Annotated in this window: 13 protein-coding genes; 8 read left to right on the top strand and 5 right to left on the bottom strand. The window is 73.5% G+C overall.

The window, feature by feature from the left end:
* Positions 1-32: 32 nt before the first annotated feature.
* From ABZ479_RS38430 to ABZ479_RS38420, 3 genes are all read left to right on the top strand, one after another.
* Positions 33-869 (top strand): PP2C family protein-serine/threonine phosphatase, encoded by an 837-nt coding sequence (locus ABZ479_RS38430; protein WP_500465909.1) that lies wholly within the window; start codon positions 33-35, stop codon positions 867-869.
* Complete coding sequence (locus ABZ479_RS38425) at positions 866-1861, top strand: MASE1 domain-containing protein (protein WP_500465908.1); 996 nt, start codon at positions 866-868, stop codon at positions 1859-1861. Before ABZ479_RS38430 ends, ABZ479_RS38425 begins: the two co-directional genes overlap by 4 nt.
* An 87-nt stretch (positions 1862-1948) precedes the next feature.
* Positions 1949-3673, top strand: a complete 1725-nt coding sequence (locus ABZ479_RS38420) for a GAF domain-containing sensor histidine kinase (RefSeq protein WP_500465907.1) — start codon at positions 1949-1951, stop codon at positions 3671-3673.
* Here ABZ479_RS38420 and ABZ479_RS38415 read toward each other — a convergent pair whose 3' ends face one another.
* From ABZ479_RS38415 to ABZ479_RS38405, 3 genes are all read right to left on the bottom strand, one after another.
* On the bottom strand, positions 3674-4567 hold the full coding sequence (locus ABZ479_RS38415; RefSeq protein WP_500465906.1) for a hypothetical protein: 894 nt from the start codon (positions 4565-4567) through the stop codon (positions 3674-3676).
* Positions 4568-5082: 515 nt separating this feature from the next.
* A complete protein-coding gene (locus ABZ479_RS38410; RefSeq protein WP_500465905.1) occupies positions 5083-5784 on the bottom strand; it encodes a response regulator in 702 nt (233 codons plus the stop codon).
* 137 nt (positions 5785-5921) lie between these two features.
* Positions 5922-6386, bottom strand: coding sequence for a Crp/Fnr family transcriptional regulator (locus ABZ479_RS38405; RefSeq protein ID WP_500465904.1), 465 nt, complete (start codon positions 6384-6386; stop codon positions 5922-5924).
* Positions 6387-6498: 112 nt separating this feature from the next.
* On the opposite strand from ABZ479_RS38405, the gene sulP reads away from it, so the two are divergent.
* Positions 6499-8277, top strand: a complete 1779-nt coding sequence (gene sulP, locus ABZ479_RS38400) for a sulfate permease (RefSeq protein WP_500465903.1) — start codon at positions 6499-6501, stop codon at positions 8275-8277.
* 91 nt (positions 8278-8368) lie between these two features.
* Positions 8369-10363, top strand: a complete 1995-nt coding sequence (locus ABZ479_RS38395; RefSeq protein ID WP_500465902.1) for an ABC transporter ATP-binding protein — start codon at positions 8369-8371, stop codon at positions 10361-10363.
* A gap of 36 nt (positions 10364-10399) precedes the next feature.
* Here the strand turns inward: ABZ479_RS38395 and ABZ479_RS38390 are convergent, their stop codons facing one another.
* On the bottom strand, positions 10400-10753 hold the full coding sequence (locus ABZ479_RS38390) for a Zn-ribbon domain-containing OB-fold protein (RefSeq protein WP_499601330.1): 354 nt from the start codon (positions 10751-10753) through the stop codon (positions 10400-10402).
* Between the two features lie 73 nt (positions 10754-10826).
* Positions 10827-11531 (bottom strand): TetR family transcriptional regulator, encoded by a 705-nt coding sequence (locus ABZ479_RS38385; protein ID WP_499601329.1) that lies wholly within the window; start codon positions 11529-11531, stop codon positions 10827-10829.
* 104 nt (positions 11532-11635) lie between these two features.
* Here ABZ479_RS38385 and ABZ479_RS38380 point away from each other — a divergent pair, with 104 nt between their 5' ends.
* The 3 genes from ABZ479_RS38380 to ABZ479_RS38370 all read left to right on the top strand — a co-directional run.
* Positions 11636-12787: an acyl-CoA dehydrogenase family protein gene (locus tag ABZ479_RS38380; protein ID WP_500465900.1), complete on the top strand. Its 1152-nt coding sequence runs from the start codon at positions 11636-11638 to the stop codon at positions 12785-12787.
* A gap of 31 nt (positions 12788-12818) precedes the next feature.
* Entirely contained in the window at positions 12819-13604 is a 786-nt protein-coding gene (locus ABZ479_RS38375) for an electron transfer flavoprotein subunit beta/FixA family protein (RefSeq protein WP_500465899.1), read from the top strand.
* 40 nt (positions 13605-13644) lie between these two features.
* The coding region (locus ABZ479_RS38370; protein ID WP_500465898.1) for an electron transfer flavoprotein subunit alpha/FixB family protein at positions 13645-14222 on the top strand (578 nt) is incomplete at its 3' end.

Here is a 14222-nt window from a genome sequence, read left to right as displayed (position 1 = left end):
GCGAGTGCCCAAGGCCACGGAGCGTTGGTGCCATGTCCCGACGTCACACCGCTCCCACCAGTAGCGCCGAGGAACTGCTCAACACACTCGGGCAGCTCACCGGACGCATCCTGGAGCGGATCAAGATGCAGCAGGCTCGGGTGGAGCTGGCAGCCGCCCTCCAGCGGCACACCCTCGGCGCCGCCCTCCCGGCCGTCCCCGGGCTGCGCGTGGCGGGGCGCTACGCCCCGGCGCGCGACGGTCTCGACATCGGCGGCGACTGGTACGACGTGTTCCCCATGCCGGACGGCAGCGTCGGCTGCGCCATCGGCGACGTGCAGGGCCACGACGTCGAGGCCGCCGCCTACATGGGCCAGGTGCGCACCTGCCTGCGTGCCATCGCCGTCGCCACCACGGAACCCGCGGAGGTGCTGGCCCGCACCAACGACCTGCTGATCTCCATGGGGTCCGGGCTCTTCGTGACGTGCACCTTCCTGCGCTTCGACCCGGCGACGCGTGAACTGGTCGACGCCCGCGCCGGGCACGTACCGGCGGTGTGGGCCACCGACGACGGACGCTGCGAGGTCGTGCTCGACGAGGGCGGCCTGCCGCTGGGCATCCTCGACGGCGAGAAGTACCCGTCGACCCGCCGTGTCCTGGCCGGCACCGGTGCCTTCGTGCTGGTCACCGACGGGGTCGTGGAGGGCCCCGGCCATCCCATCGACGACGGGCTGGCCCGCGTGGCGGAACTGGCCGCCGCCGGCTGCACCGCCGACCCCGACGAGCTGGCCGCCCGGCTGATCTCCGTCGCCGACTTCACCGGCCACAGCGACGACGCCGCGGTGCTCGTCCTCGGGCACGGCGGCCCCCGCGGGACGGCACCGCGATGACCGCCGGCGGCGAGGGCCTGCGGCGCCACCGGGCGACGGCCCTGTGGATCGTGGTCATGGCCGCCGCCTACTACGGCGGGGCCCGTATCGGACTGGAGCAGCAGTTGGTGCGCGGTCAGGTCACCCCGATGTGGCCGCCGACCGGGATCGCCCTGGTCGGCCTGCTGCTCGGCGGCATCCGGTTGTGGCCGGGCATCGCCGTCGGCGCGTTCGTGGTCAACATCGCGATCGGGCCGTCGCTGCTGCCCGTGCTGGGCATCGCGGCGGGCAACACCCTCGCCCCGGTGTGCGCCTGCCTGCTGCTGCGCAGGGTCGGATTCCGCGTCGAACTCGACCGGCTGCAGGACGCCCTCGCCCTGGTCTTCCTCGGCGCGCTCGGCGGGATGCTGATCAGCGCGACCGTCGGCAGCGGTGTGCTGGCGGCTTCCGGGGCCGTTCCGCCCGGCGGCTTCTGGCCCACCTGGTCGGTCTGGTGGACCGGCGACGCGATGGGGGTGCTGGTGATCGCGCCGCTGCTGCTCGTCCTGCGCACCCTCAGGCCCCCGCGCGGGGTCCGGGCGTACCGCTGGGCGGAGGCGGCGGCGCTCCTCGCGGGCACCGCGCTCGTCACCTTCGGGGCCACCCACAGCACGCCCGGGCTGCTCTTCCTCGTCTTCCCGCTGCTGATCTGGGCCGCCTTCCGCTTCCAGCTGGCCGGGGCCGCGCCCTGCGCCCTGATCACCTCGCTCATCGCGATCGACGCCGCCGCGGCCGGGTCCGGCCCGTTCGTAGGGCACGACCTCTTCGCGAAGATGGTGACCCTCCAGGCCTTCAACGGGTCCGCCGCGCTGACCGCCCTGCTGCTGTCGGCGACCGTCACCGAACGCGAGCACACCCGCCGCGAGATCGAGCAGGTCTGCCGCAGGCTCGGCGAGGCGCTGTCCCGGCTGGCGCCCGACGAGAAGATCGAGCACTGGGCGGCGGTGCCGCCCGCGGAGCGAGGCCCCGAGTAGCAGTGCCGTTCCGCGCGTCCTCCTTGCGGGGTGGCGCTACTTTGAGAGGGGGCCCCACGAGGGCCGCCACAGCGGACGGAGGTGCCGGTGGGGACTGGCGGCGGCAAGGACGCCGAAGGCCTGCCACGACTGCAGCTCGACGCCCTGCTGGACGAGCTGCAGTCGCGCATCGACGCGGTGCGGGGGACGCGGGACCGTGTGCACAGCCTGCTGGAGGCCGTGCTGACGGTCGGCCGCGAGCTGGACCTGCCGCAGGTGCTGCGGCGCATCGCGGAGGCCGCGGTCCTGCTGGTGGACGCCGAGTACGGGGCGCTGGGCGTGATCGGCGACGACGCGCGGCTGGCACAGTTCCTGACGGTGGGCGTCAGCGACGAGCAGATCGAGGCGATCGGCCCGCTGCCCTCGGGGCACGGCATCCTCGGCGAGCTGATCCGTCACCCGGCCCCGCTGCGGCTGGAGGAGATCGCCCGGCACCCGGCCTCCCACGGCTTCCCGTCGAACCACCCGCCGATGCACTCCTTCCTGGGGGTGCCGATCCGGGTCCGCGACGAGGTGTTCGGCAACCTCTACCTGACGGAGAAGCGGGGCGGCAAGGAGTTCGACGGCGAGGACGAGACGGTGCTGTCCACCCTGGCCGTGGCGGCCGGGGTCGCCATCGACAACGCCCGGCTGTACGAGGAGGCCCGGTCGCGCCAGCGGTGGCTGGAGGCGAACGCGGAGATCACCCGGGGCCTGCTGTCGGGCATCGACGAGAACGCGGTGCTGGAGCTCATCGTGGAGCACGCGCGGCGCATCCTCGGCGCGGACCTGGGGGTGCTCGCCCTGCCGGCCGGAAGCGGCGGCATCACGATGGCCATCGCCACGGGCATCGACGCCGACGCCCACCGGGGGCTGACGCTGCCGTGCGAGGGATCGTTCACCGGCGCGGCCATGGCCGCGAACGAGCCGCTGACCAGCGCCGACATCCAGCGCGACCCGCGCGTGGTGGCGGGCCCGCCGCGGTTCGAGGGCCTGGGCCCCGCGGTGGCCGTGCCGATGGCGACCCCGCAGGGGGTGCGCGGGGCGCTGCTGCTGGCCCGTGCCGAGGGGGAGGCACCCTTCACGGACGTGGAGACCGCGCCGCTGCTGGGCTTCGCCGGCTCCGCGGCCCTGGCGATGGAGCTGGCCGAACGGCGGCGGTCGGCCGAGCAGCTGGTGCTCCTGGAGGACCACGACCGGATCGCCCGTGACCTGCACGACCTGGCGATCCAGCGGCTGTTCGCCACCGGGATGACGCTGCAGAGCGCGGTGCGCTTCGTCGACCACCCGCAGGCGAGCGAACGGCTGCTGCGGGCCGTGGACGACCTGGACGAGACCATCAAGATCATCCGCTCGACGATCTTCGGGCTGCGCAGCCACGACACCGGGCCCACCCGCCAGGGACTGCGGGTGCGGACGGCGAAGGCGGTGGAGGAGGCGGTGCCCGGACTGGGCTTCACCCCGTCGCTGCGCATGGAGGGACTGATCGACACCGACGTGCCCACCGCGGTCGCGGAACACGTGGTGGCCGTGCTCGGCGAGGCCCTGTCGAACGTGGCCCGCCACGCCAGGGCCCGCAGCGCGGACGTCTCCCTGGTCGTCGGCTCCGGCACGCTGACCCTCACCGTCAGCGACGACGGCGTCGGCGTCCCCGAGGACGGTCACCGCAGCGGACTCGCCAACCTCGCGCAACGGGCGTACCGCCTCGGCGGCACGATGACCCTGGAGACCCCCGGCCAGGGCGGCACCCGTCTGGTGTGGCGGGTCCCGTCGGACGGCGGCCGGCCGCTCTGATCAGGCCCGCTCCGCGCCCTCGCGCACCGGCACCCGCGGCGCCCGGTCCCCGGACGCCGCGGCACCGAACCGGATGAGCATCTGCAGCAGGCCCGGCCCGCAGTCGGTGGTGCGCATCGCCGCCCGCAGGTCCGGCCACTCCATCGCCTCGTGCAGCAGCGTCGCGTGCACGGTGTTCGCCGTCGCCAGGAGCACCACGCGCTCCATCGCCTGCCCGGCCCGCAGCCAGTCCGCGCACGAGTCGTGGGGCGTGCACAGCGCGGCCACCAGGGGCCGCCGCCCCGGGTCGAGGGCGGCTGCCGCGCCGGCCCCGGAGTCCTCGTGGACCCTGCCGCCCTGACCGACCGGGCGGCCCGCGCCCGTCACGCCCCGCTGCTCCGCCTCCGCGGTCAGCCGCAGCAGCCGCAGCGCCTCCTCGGTGCGCGGCAGGGTCAGCGACGCGCCCTCCGCGTGCGCGGCGTCGATCAGTTCCAGCACCACCGCCCCGGTCGGGCAGTGCGCGAAGTAGGGCGTACGGCAGCTGTGGCGGCGCCAGATCGCGTCGTACAGGTCCTGGTACGCACCGTCGCCCACGTGGCGCGGCCCGACCGGGCGCACGGCGGCGAGCAGATCGGGGTCGGCGGGTACGGGCAGCAGGTGCACGGCCGGTTCCCACCCGAAGTGGGCCAGCGCGACCCGCAGGTTGAACACCGCGGCGCCCACGGACACGTGCAGGGCGCGCGCCGCCGCCTCCGACTCCGGCACCCCCGGCTCGGGGACGGCACGCACCTGGAACGTGCCGGTGTCCGGATCGAGGCGGTACCGCCAGGGCCGGCTGCCGCGGAACGAAGGCGCGGCCACGGCCGCGGAGATCAGCTTCTCCAGGGTCGCCCCGTTGAGTGTGGTGGGATTCATGGCGCGCTCCCTCCGGCCGCGTCCTCCCACCCTGCACGCCCCGCCGCCCCACGGGGGAGGGCCGACCGGCCCTACCCCGTGGGCCGCCGGGGCATCCCGCGTCCGCGGCCCCCCGGCATCCCCGCCGGGGCGGGCCCGTACTGTCCCCGGCGCCGGGCCACGCACCGTCCCCAGGCACGGGGACGTGGCGAGCGGGGCACGCGGCGCCGGGGCGTCGTCGCTGCGGGGTGGTTCCCCGCGGGACTCCGGTGTCGCGTCCGCCGGGGCAGGCCCGCGCTGCCCCAGGTGCCGTGCATTGGCGGCGGGGCACGCGGTGACGGCTGTGGTCCCGGTTTCTCGGCCGGATCCCTGCGTGGCGAGCGCCCAGTTTGGCGTCGCGGGTCACAGCCGGACGAGCGGGCGTCCGGCGGTGCGGGTCCGCGATGCCGTGGGCGTCGCATCCGGCGGCCATGGGGTCGCTAGCGTACGGCTCTGCCGTTGGGGCGGAGCCCTCGGGCGGGGGTCTCCGCGGGGGCTCAGGGGCCGGGTCTGGGGGTGGCGCCCGACGTGCGGTGTTCCGTGGCGAGGACGGCGGCCTGGATGCGGCGTTCGACGCCGAGCTTGCCCAGCATGCGGGAGATGTGGTTCTTGACCGTCTTCTCCGACAGGAACAGCCGTTCCCCGATCTGCCGGTTCGTCAGCCCCTCGCCGATCAGTTCCAGGATCTCCCGCTCGCGCGGGGTCAGCCCGGCCAGCGCCTCGTCCTGCGGCTCCGGCGGCTGCTCCTGTTCGCGCAGGCTGTTCATCAGGCGGGCGGTGGTCGCCGGGTCCAGCATCGACTGGCCGGAGGCCACCGTGCGGACCGCGGAGACCAGGTCGGAGCCCTTGATCTGCTTCAGCACGTAGCCGGCAGCCCCGGCCATGATCGCGTCCAGCAGCGCGTCGTCGTCGTCGAAGGAGGTCAGCATCAGGCACGCCAGCCCCGGCATGCGCGAGCGCAGCTCGCGGCAGACGCAGATGCCGTCGCCGTCCGGGAGGCGCACGTCGAGGATCGCCACGTCAGGACGGAGTGCCGGGGCCCGGGCGAGGGCGTGGTCGACCGTGCCGGCCTCCCCGGCGACCTCGATGTCCGGTTCGGCGTCGAGCAGGTCGTGCAGCCCGCGCCGCACCACCTCGTGGTCGTCGACCAGGAACACCCTGATCGGCGCCCGCTCGCCGGACTCCCGTGCCTCGCTCATCCCGGCCCCCAGGGCATCCGTTCCCGATTTCCCGATTTCCCGATCGCGCGGCCGCGCCCCGCCGACGTCCAGCAGACACGCCCGCGCACGCCGCCGCCACCGGTACCCGCCCGGTCCGTGGCCGGGCACCGCGTCCGTCAGTGGACCGTGCTGCCGCTGCCCTGCGGACCGTACAGGTCGAGCAGCCGGGTGCGGGCCCCCTGCAGCCGGTGCGCCACGATCTGCGCGACCCGCCGGGCCACCGCGCGCCCGAACACCGCGTCGGCCTCGCACAGCGCCCGCACCACCGTCGCGTCGAACTCGTCGGCCCGCACCGGGCTCTGCGTCCGCGCGCCCAGGTGCCAGGAGTACGGCGGGAAGAGCCACGAGCAGCCCAGCAGGTCCCCCGGTCCCAGGGTCTCGACGACGGCGGGCTGCCGCCCGGGCACGTGCAGGTCGAGCGCGATCGAGCCGGTGCGGATGATCCAGAAGCGGTCCGCCCGGTGACCCTCCTCGAAGATCCGGGCCCGGGCCGGGAAGGACACGTCGCGCGCGAGTTCCAGCAGCCGTCCGCGGGTCTCCGGTGGCAGCGCGTCGAGCAGGCCCGTCGTGGTGGTGGTCATCGCCGTCCTCCCTCTCGTCCGGTACGCCCTCCCCTCCAGGGTGCTCCGCCACCCGGCGGCGCGAGGAGGGGCCGTCCGGCCCCAACGCGGGGTCGTCGGGGAGGATGGGCCCATGCCGTCCGCCGTCTCCAAGCCCGCCCCGCCGCCCAGGAGGCCCGCCGTCGGGCGCGGCCGGCACGCACTGCTGCCGGGCCTCACCACCCTCCTCGGCTACCGCAGGGAGTGGCTGCGCGGCGACCTGCTCGCCGGCGTCACGGTGGCGGCCTACCTCGTGCCGCAGGTCATGGCCTACGCCGAACTGGCCGGGCTGCCGCCGGTGACGGGGTTGTGGGCCGTGCTCGCGCCGCTCGCGCTGTACGCCCTGCTGGGCTCGTCCCGGCAGCTGTCGGTCGGCCCCGAGTCCACCACCGCGCTGATGACCGCCACCGCGATCGCGCCGCTGGCCGCGGGCGACCCCGGCCGCTACGCCGTGCTCGCGGCGGCGCTCGCCGTCGTGGTCGGCCTGCTGGCCGTGGTGGCGTGGGCGGTGCGGGCGGGCTTCGTCGCCGACCTGCTGTCCCGGCCCGTGCTCGTCGGCTACCTCGCCGGAGTGGCCTGCATCATGGTCGTCGACCAGCTGCCCAAGCTGACCGGGGTGCCCGTCGAGGGTGAGGAGTTCTTCCCCCAGCTGGTCTCCTTCGTCACGCACCTGCCCCAGGCGCACGCCGGGACGGTGGCCTTCGCCGCCTGCGCGCTGCTCTTCCTCCTCCTCGTCCAGCGGTACGCCCCCCGCGCCCCCGGGCCGCTGTTCGCCGTGGTGGCCGGAACGGTCGTCGTCGGGGTCTTCGGGCTGGAGGGGCACGGCATCGCGGTCATCGGCGAGGTCCCCTCCGGGCTGCCCCGGCCGGCCCTGCCGGCCCCCGGCGACCTGGCCCACCTGCTGCTGCCCGCGGTGGGCGTGCTGCTCGTCGGCTACACCGACTTCGTGCTCACCGCACGAGCCTTCGCCGGCCGGGACGCCGCCCGCCTGGACAGCAACCAGGAACTGCTCGCCCTCGGCGCGGCGAACCTCGGGTCGGGCGTCCTGCACGGCTTCCCCGTCAGCAGCAGCGCCAGCCGCACCGCGCTCGGCGCCTCCGCGGGCAGCCGGACGCAGCTGTACTCGCTGGTGGCGCTGGGGGCGGTGGTCTGCGTCCTGCTCTTCCTCAACCCCCTGCTGTCCGGGATGCCCTCCACCGTCCTCGGCGCCATCGTCGTCTTCGCCGCCTGCCGGCTGGTCGACGTCGCCGGCTTCCGCCGCCTGGCGTCGTTCCGGCGCCGCGAACTGCTCCTGGCCCTCGCGTGCCTGCTGGGCGTGCTCGCGCTGGACATCCTGTACGGCGTCATGGTCGCCGTCGCGCTGTCGGTGGCCGAGATGCTGATCCGGGTGGCCCGCCCGCACGACGCCGTCGAGGGGCTGGTGCCCGGCCTCGCCGGCATGCACGACGTCGACGACTTCCCCCAGGCCCGGACGATCCCCGGCCTGCTCGTCTACCGCTACGACTCGCCGCTGTTCTTCGCCAACGCCGAGGACTTCCGGCGCCGGGCCCTCGCCTCCGTCGACCGGCAGCACGACCCGGTGCGGTGGTTCGTCCTCAACACCGAGGCCAACGTCGAGGTCGACATCACCGCCCTCGACGCCCTGGAGGAACTGCGCCGCGAACTCGCCGGCCGCGGCATCGTCCTCGCGCTCGCCCGCGTCAAGCAGGACCTGCTGGACGACCTGGACGCGTACGGCCTGACGGAGTCGGTGGGCCGCGAGCGCATCTTCCCCACCCTGCCCACGGCGGTCGAGGCCTACCGCGCCTGGGCGGAGGACGGCGCCGACGGGGGCGGGAACGGGGCCGCCGGGAGCGGGGACGGGGCGCACTGACGGGAGCGGGCCACACGGCGCCACCGTGAGGAGCACCCTGTGGGGAGGCCGCCTCGGCACCGCGCCGCGGCCGCCGCCGAGGGGGACGCTCATGACCACGCGGAAGCGGCAGGAAGCCCCGGGGAACCCCGACGCCCTCGCGCCCGAGGAGGTGTCCGAGTCCGAACGACTGCTGTTCGGCGGGCCCTTGCGGTACGACATGGGCTGGAACAAGCACGACGGCTCCTTCCTGGAACTCGGCCTGCGCGCGATGATCCGGCGGCTGCCGCAGCTCGTCGCCACCACCGTGCGCCTGGCCCACCGGTCCGACCCGCGGGCCCTGCGCGTCGTGGCGCTGGCCGAGGCGGGCCGCGGTGTCGCCCAGGCGGTCGGCCTGGTCGCCGTCAACTGGGTGCTCGCCCGGCTGCTGGTGCCCGGCGGGACCGCGGAGCGGCTGACGGGCGCCGCCCCGGCACTGGCGCTCGTGGCCGTCACCGCGCTGATCGGGGCGCTGCTGCGCTCCGCCTCCACGGCCGGCACCGGCAAGCTGGAGCCGACCGTGGAACGGGCGGCCACCGAGATGTACCTGGAGCGGGTCGCCCGCGTGGAGCTTGCGGCCGTGGAGGACGACGAGTTCCACAAGCTGCTGGACTCGGCGTCCTGGGGTGCCGCCTCCGCCCGGCGGATGATCAATTTCTGCTCGTCCGTGGTCAACGCGCTGATCTCGCTGGCGGCGGCGGCCGGTGTGCTCACCGTGCTGCATCCGGGGCTGCTCCCGCTGCTGGCCCTGATGACCCTGCCCAGCGCCTGGAGCGCACTCACCATCGCGCGCCGCCGGTACATCTCCTTCCACAACTGGGTGCAGCACGCCCGCGCCGGGCAGTTGCTGGGACGGCTGCTGATCGAGACGCAGGCGGCGCCCGAGGTCCGCGTCCACGACCTCGGGCCGTTCCTGCTCGGGCACTTCAGGGCGATGGCAGAGAACGGGGAGCGGGAACAGACCCGGCTGGCGCGGCTCGCGGCGCGCACCGGGCTCGTCGCGTCGGCGTGGACCGGGCTGGCCACCGCGGCGACGTACGGCGCGCTGGGCGCGCTGCTGTGGAGCGGGACGATGGCCCTGTCCGTGGCGGGCACGGCCGTCATCGCCATCCGCAGCGGGTCCTCCGCCCTCGACCGGCTCGTGGTCCAACTCGGCTACCTGCACGAGGAGGCGCTGTTCGTCGCCGACCTGGAGCGGCTGTGCGCGGAGGCGGACCGCCGGGTGATCCCGTCCGGAGGCCGCGACCTGCCGGAGCGCGTCGAGGCCATCCACTTCGAGAAGGTCACCTTCAGCTACCCGGTCACCGCCGCGGCCGCGCCGGGCACGCCGCTGGTGAAGCCGCCGGCCCTGTGCGAGGTCGACGTCACCATCCCCGTCGGCCGGGTCGTCGCCCTCGTCGGACGCAACGGCAGCGGCAAGACCACCCTGGCCAAGCTGCTGTGCGGGCTGTACGCACCGGACTCGGGACGGATCCGGTGGGACGACGTCGACGCGGCCGAGGCCGACCGGGGGCAGATCACCGACCGGATCGCCCTGGTCTCGCAGGACGCCTACCGCTGGCCGTTCACGGCGCGGGTCAACGTCGGGATCGGCCGCCCCGGCGCCTCCCTGACGGACGAACGTATTGAGGCCGCCGCCCGCTATTCCGGCGCCGACGAGGTCGTCGCGGGCCTGCCCCGCGGCTGGGACACCCTGCTGGGCCGCGGCTACAAGGGCGGCCACGAGATATCCGGCGGCCAGTGGCAGCGCCTCCAGCTCAGCAGGGCCCAGTACCGCGACGCCCGGATCCTCATCGTCGACGAGCCGACCAGTGCCCTCGACGCCCAGGCGGAGCAGCGGGTGTTCGACCTGATCCGGGAACTCGCCGCCGACGGGCAGACCGTCGTGCTGATCACGCACCGTCTGCACAGCGTCCGCCACGCCGACGTGATCTACGTCCTGGACCGCGGGCGGGTCGTCGAGCACGGCGCCTTCGCCGACCTCATGCGACCGGGAGCGGGTACCGGCGACTTCCGCGAGATGTACCTGCTGCAGTCCCGCCAGTACCAGCACCCGGAGCACAACTGACGTGCGGCGAGCGGTGCCCGGGGCGGCGGCAGGCGGTCACCAGGCGTACCGGGACGCGGGTGGTTCGCAGAGCTCGAAGAGGAGTCCGCCCGCCTCGTCGCCGGGCGTGCGGGCCAGCCGGACGCGGGCGCCGTCGCGCACCTGCGTCGGCGAGGCGCCGACGACCCGGCCCCGTACCGAGAAGCCGTCGGAGAGGTCGACGAGGGAGGTGTCCCGCATCGAGCTGACGATGACCCCGGTGCCGTCGCTGCGGATCTCGTCGAGTTCCGTGGAGGCGCAGGTGGGGCACAGGAGGCGCTGGAAGGCGGTGTTGCCGCACCAACGGCAGCGCTGGACCAACAGCCCGCCGTCGACCGAGGCGTCGTGCGCGTCGAGAGTCCGGTCATCCATGGCACACACCATATGGCACTGAGTGCACTTTGGGAAGGCACTGAGTGCCCCGCCGGGACGTCGCGTGCCCGGCCTACGCGGGGGAGCCCTCCTCCGCCAGGCCGGCCTCGATCTCCCGGACCACGCGCCACATGGGCGTCCGCCGCTTGGTGATCACGATCACCACGTCGTCCTCCGCCTCGGGGGCGCCCTGGCGCACGGGGCCCTCCCCGTTCCAGGCGGCGCGCACGAACTCCAGCGCGTGGTCCACGGCCGCGCCGGCGTCCCCCTCCGCCCCGGAACGCAGCCAGGTGCGCAGGCCGTTGTTGTGGGCGGCGACCACGGCAGCGGCGATCACGTCGGCCCGGAGCTTGCCGTCGGGGCGGTCCGCGTAGCGGGCCCCGAGGTAGTCGGCGATCGCGCGCTCGTAGCGCCAGACGACCGAGAGTTCGTACGCCCGCAGTCCCGGCACCTGCTTGGTGAGGCGGTAGCGCTGCACGGAGAAGGTGGGGTTCTCGGCGTACATGGTGAGCACCAGGCGCGCGGCGTCGCAGACCCGCGTCACGGGGTCGTCGGCGTCGGCGCTCGCCTCCAGGAAGCGGGTCATGTCGGCGAGGGCGCGCTCGTGGTCCGGGAAGACCACGTCCTCCTTGGACGGGAAGTAGCGGAAGAAGGAACGTCGCCCGACGCCGGCGAGGGTGACGATGTCGTCGATCGTCGTCGCCTCGTAGCCGCGTTCCAGGAAGAGCCGGAAGGCCGCGGCGACGAGGGCGTCCCGCATCGGGGGCTTGGTGGTCATGGAGGCGAACCTAACACCGGGGGACCGTCGATCAATGGCACTGAGTGTGCATAATTGAGGGTACTCGATGCCATGGAAGTCTGACGCGGACTGGAGTAACGGACGTGAGTGACAATTTCGACCTCTTCCGGACGTCGGAGGAGCACGACATGCTCCGGGACGCCGTGCGCTCCCTGGCCGAGGCGAAGATCGCCCCGTTCGCTGCGGAGGTCGACGAGCAGGGCCGCTTCCCGCAGGAGGCGCGGGACGCGCTGGAGGCCAACGACCTGCACGCGGTGCACGTGCCGGAGGCGTTCGGCGGCGCCGGCGCGGACGCGCTGTCGACGGTGATCGTGATCGAGGAGGTGGCGCGGGTGTGCGCCTCGTCCTCGCTGATCCCCGCGGTGAACAAGCTGGGGTCGCTGCCGGTGCAGCTGTCGGGCTCCGAGGAGCTGAAGGCGAAGTACCTCGGGGCGCTGGCCCGGGGCGAGGGGATGTTCTCGTACTGCCTCTCGGAGCCGGACGCCGGCTCGGACGCGGCGGGGATGAAGACGCGCGCCGTGCGTGACGGGGACTCCTGGGTGCTCAACGGCGTCAAGCGGTGGATCACCAACGCGGGCGTGAGCGAGTTCTACACCGTCATGGCCGTGACCGACCCGGACAAGCGCTCCAAGGGCATATCGGCCTTCGTGGTGGAGAAGGGCGACGAGGGCGTCTCCTTCGGCGCCCCGGAGAAGAAGCTCGGCATCAAGGGCTCGCCCACCCGCGAGGTGTACTTCGACAACGTGCGCATCCCCGCGGACCGGATGATCGGCGCCGAGGGCACGGGCTTCGCCACGGCCATGCGCACCCTGGACCACACGCGTGTGACGATCGCGGCGCAGGCGCTCGGCATCGCGCAGGGCGCGCTGGACTACGCCAAGGGGTACGTGAAGGAGCGCAAGCAGTTCGGCAAGGCGATCGCCGAGTTCCAGGGCATCCAGTTCATGCTGGCGGACATGGCGATGAAGCTGGAGGCGGCACGGCAGCTGACCTACGCGGCGGCGGCGAAGTCGGAGCGCTCGGACGCGGACCTGACCTTCTTCGGCGCGGCGGCCAAGTGCTACGCCTCGGACGCGGCGATGGAGATCACCACGGACGCGGTGCAACTGCTGGGCGGATACGGGTACACGCGCGACTACCCGGTGGAGCGCATGATGCGCGACGCGAAGATCACCCAGATCTACGAGGGCACCAACCAGGTCCAGCGCATCGTCATGGCCCGCAACCTGCCGTAATCCGCAAACCGAGAGTGTGGAGGGACATCAAATGAGCTTGAGGATCGTTGTCGCGGTGAAGTACGTGCCCGATGCCACGGGGGATCGTCATTTCGCGGGGGATCTGACGACGGATCGGGATGCGGTGGACGGGCTGCTGTCCGAGTTGGATGAGTATGCGGTGGAGCAGGCGTTGCAGATCGCTGAGGCGTCGGATGACGCTGTGGTGACGGTGGTGACGGTGGGTCCGGCGGATGCGAAGGACGCGTTGCGCAAGGCGTTGTCGATGGGTGCGGACCGGGCGGTGCATGTCGAGGACGAGGGGTTGCACGGCAGTGATGTGATGGCGACGTCGCTGGTGCTGGCGAAGGCGGTCGAGCACGCGGGGTTCGATCTGGTGGTGACGGGGATGGCGTCGACGGATGGCACGGCGGGTGTGGTGCCGGCGTTGCTGGCGGAGCGGTTGGGTGTGCCGCAGGTGACGTTGTTGTCGGAGGTGAAGGTCGCCGGTGGTGTGGTGACGGGGCGCCGTGATGGTGACTCCGCGTCGGAGCAGCTTGAGGCGTCGTTGCCGGCGGTGGTGTCGGTGACGGATCAGTCGGGTGAGGCGCGGTATCCGTCGTTCAAGGGGATCATGGCGGCGAAGAAGAAGCCGGTGGAGTCCCTGGACCTGTCCGACCTGGGCATCGAGGAGGACCGGGTCGGTCTGGCGGGTGCGTGGACCGTGGTGGATGAGGCGGTGGCGCGTCCGGCGCGGTCGGCTGGTGTGATCGTGAAGGACGAGGGCGAGGGCGGCAAGCAGCTCGCGGAGTTCCTCGCGGGCCAGAAGTTCATCTGAGCAGCCACTTTCCCTCGAAGTCACAGGAGTAGGTAGTCCCATGGGTGAAGTCCTGGTTTTTGTCGATCATGTGGATGGTGCGGTCCGCAAGCCGACGCTGGAGTTGCTGACGATCGCGCGTCGGCTGGGTGAGCCGGTGGCGGTGGCGTTGGGCGCGGGTGCGGGGTCGACCGCGGGTGTGCTGGGCGAGCACGGTGCGACGCGGGTGCTGGTCAGTGAGGCGGCGGAGTTCGGGCAGTATCTGGTGGTGCCGAAGGTGGATGCGCTGGAGGCTGCGGCGAGGGTGGTGGGTCCGGTGGCGGTGTTGGTGTCGTCGTCGGGTGAGGGCAAGGAGGTCGCGGCGCGGCTGGCGTTGCGGCTGGGGTCGGGTCTGATCACGGACGCGGTGGATGTGGTGGCCGGGTCGGAGGGTCCGGTGGTGACGCAGGCGGTGTTCGCGGCGTCGTTCACCACGAGGTCGCGGGTGACGACGGGTACGCCGGTGATCACGGTGAAGCCGAATGCGGCGCCGGTGGAGCCGGTGGCGGCCGCGGGTGCGGTGGAGGCGCTGACGGTGGAGTTCGGTGCGCTGGCCACGGGGACGAGGGTGGTGGCGCGGACGGCGCGGGAGGCGACGGG

It is taken from the genome of Streptomyces sp. NPDC005722 (assembly GCF_040630935.1).
Classification (GTDB): Bacteria; Actinomycetota; Actinomycetes; order Streptomycetales; family Streptomycetaceae; genus Actinacidiphila.
Note: the sequence above shows the minus strand (reverse complement) of the source record. Positions and strands in the feature narration are given on the sequence as shown.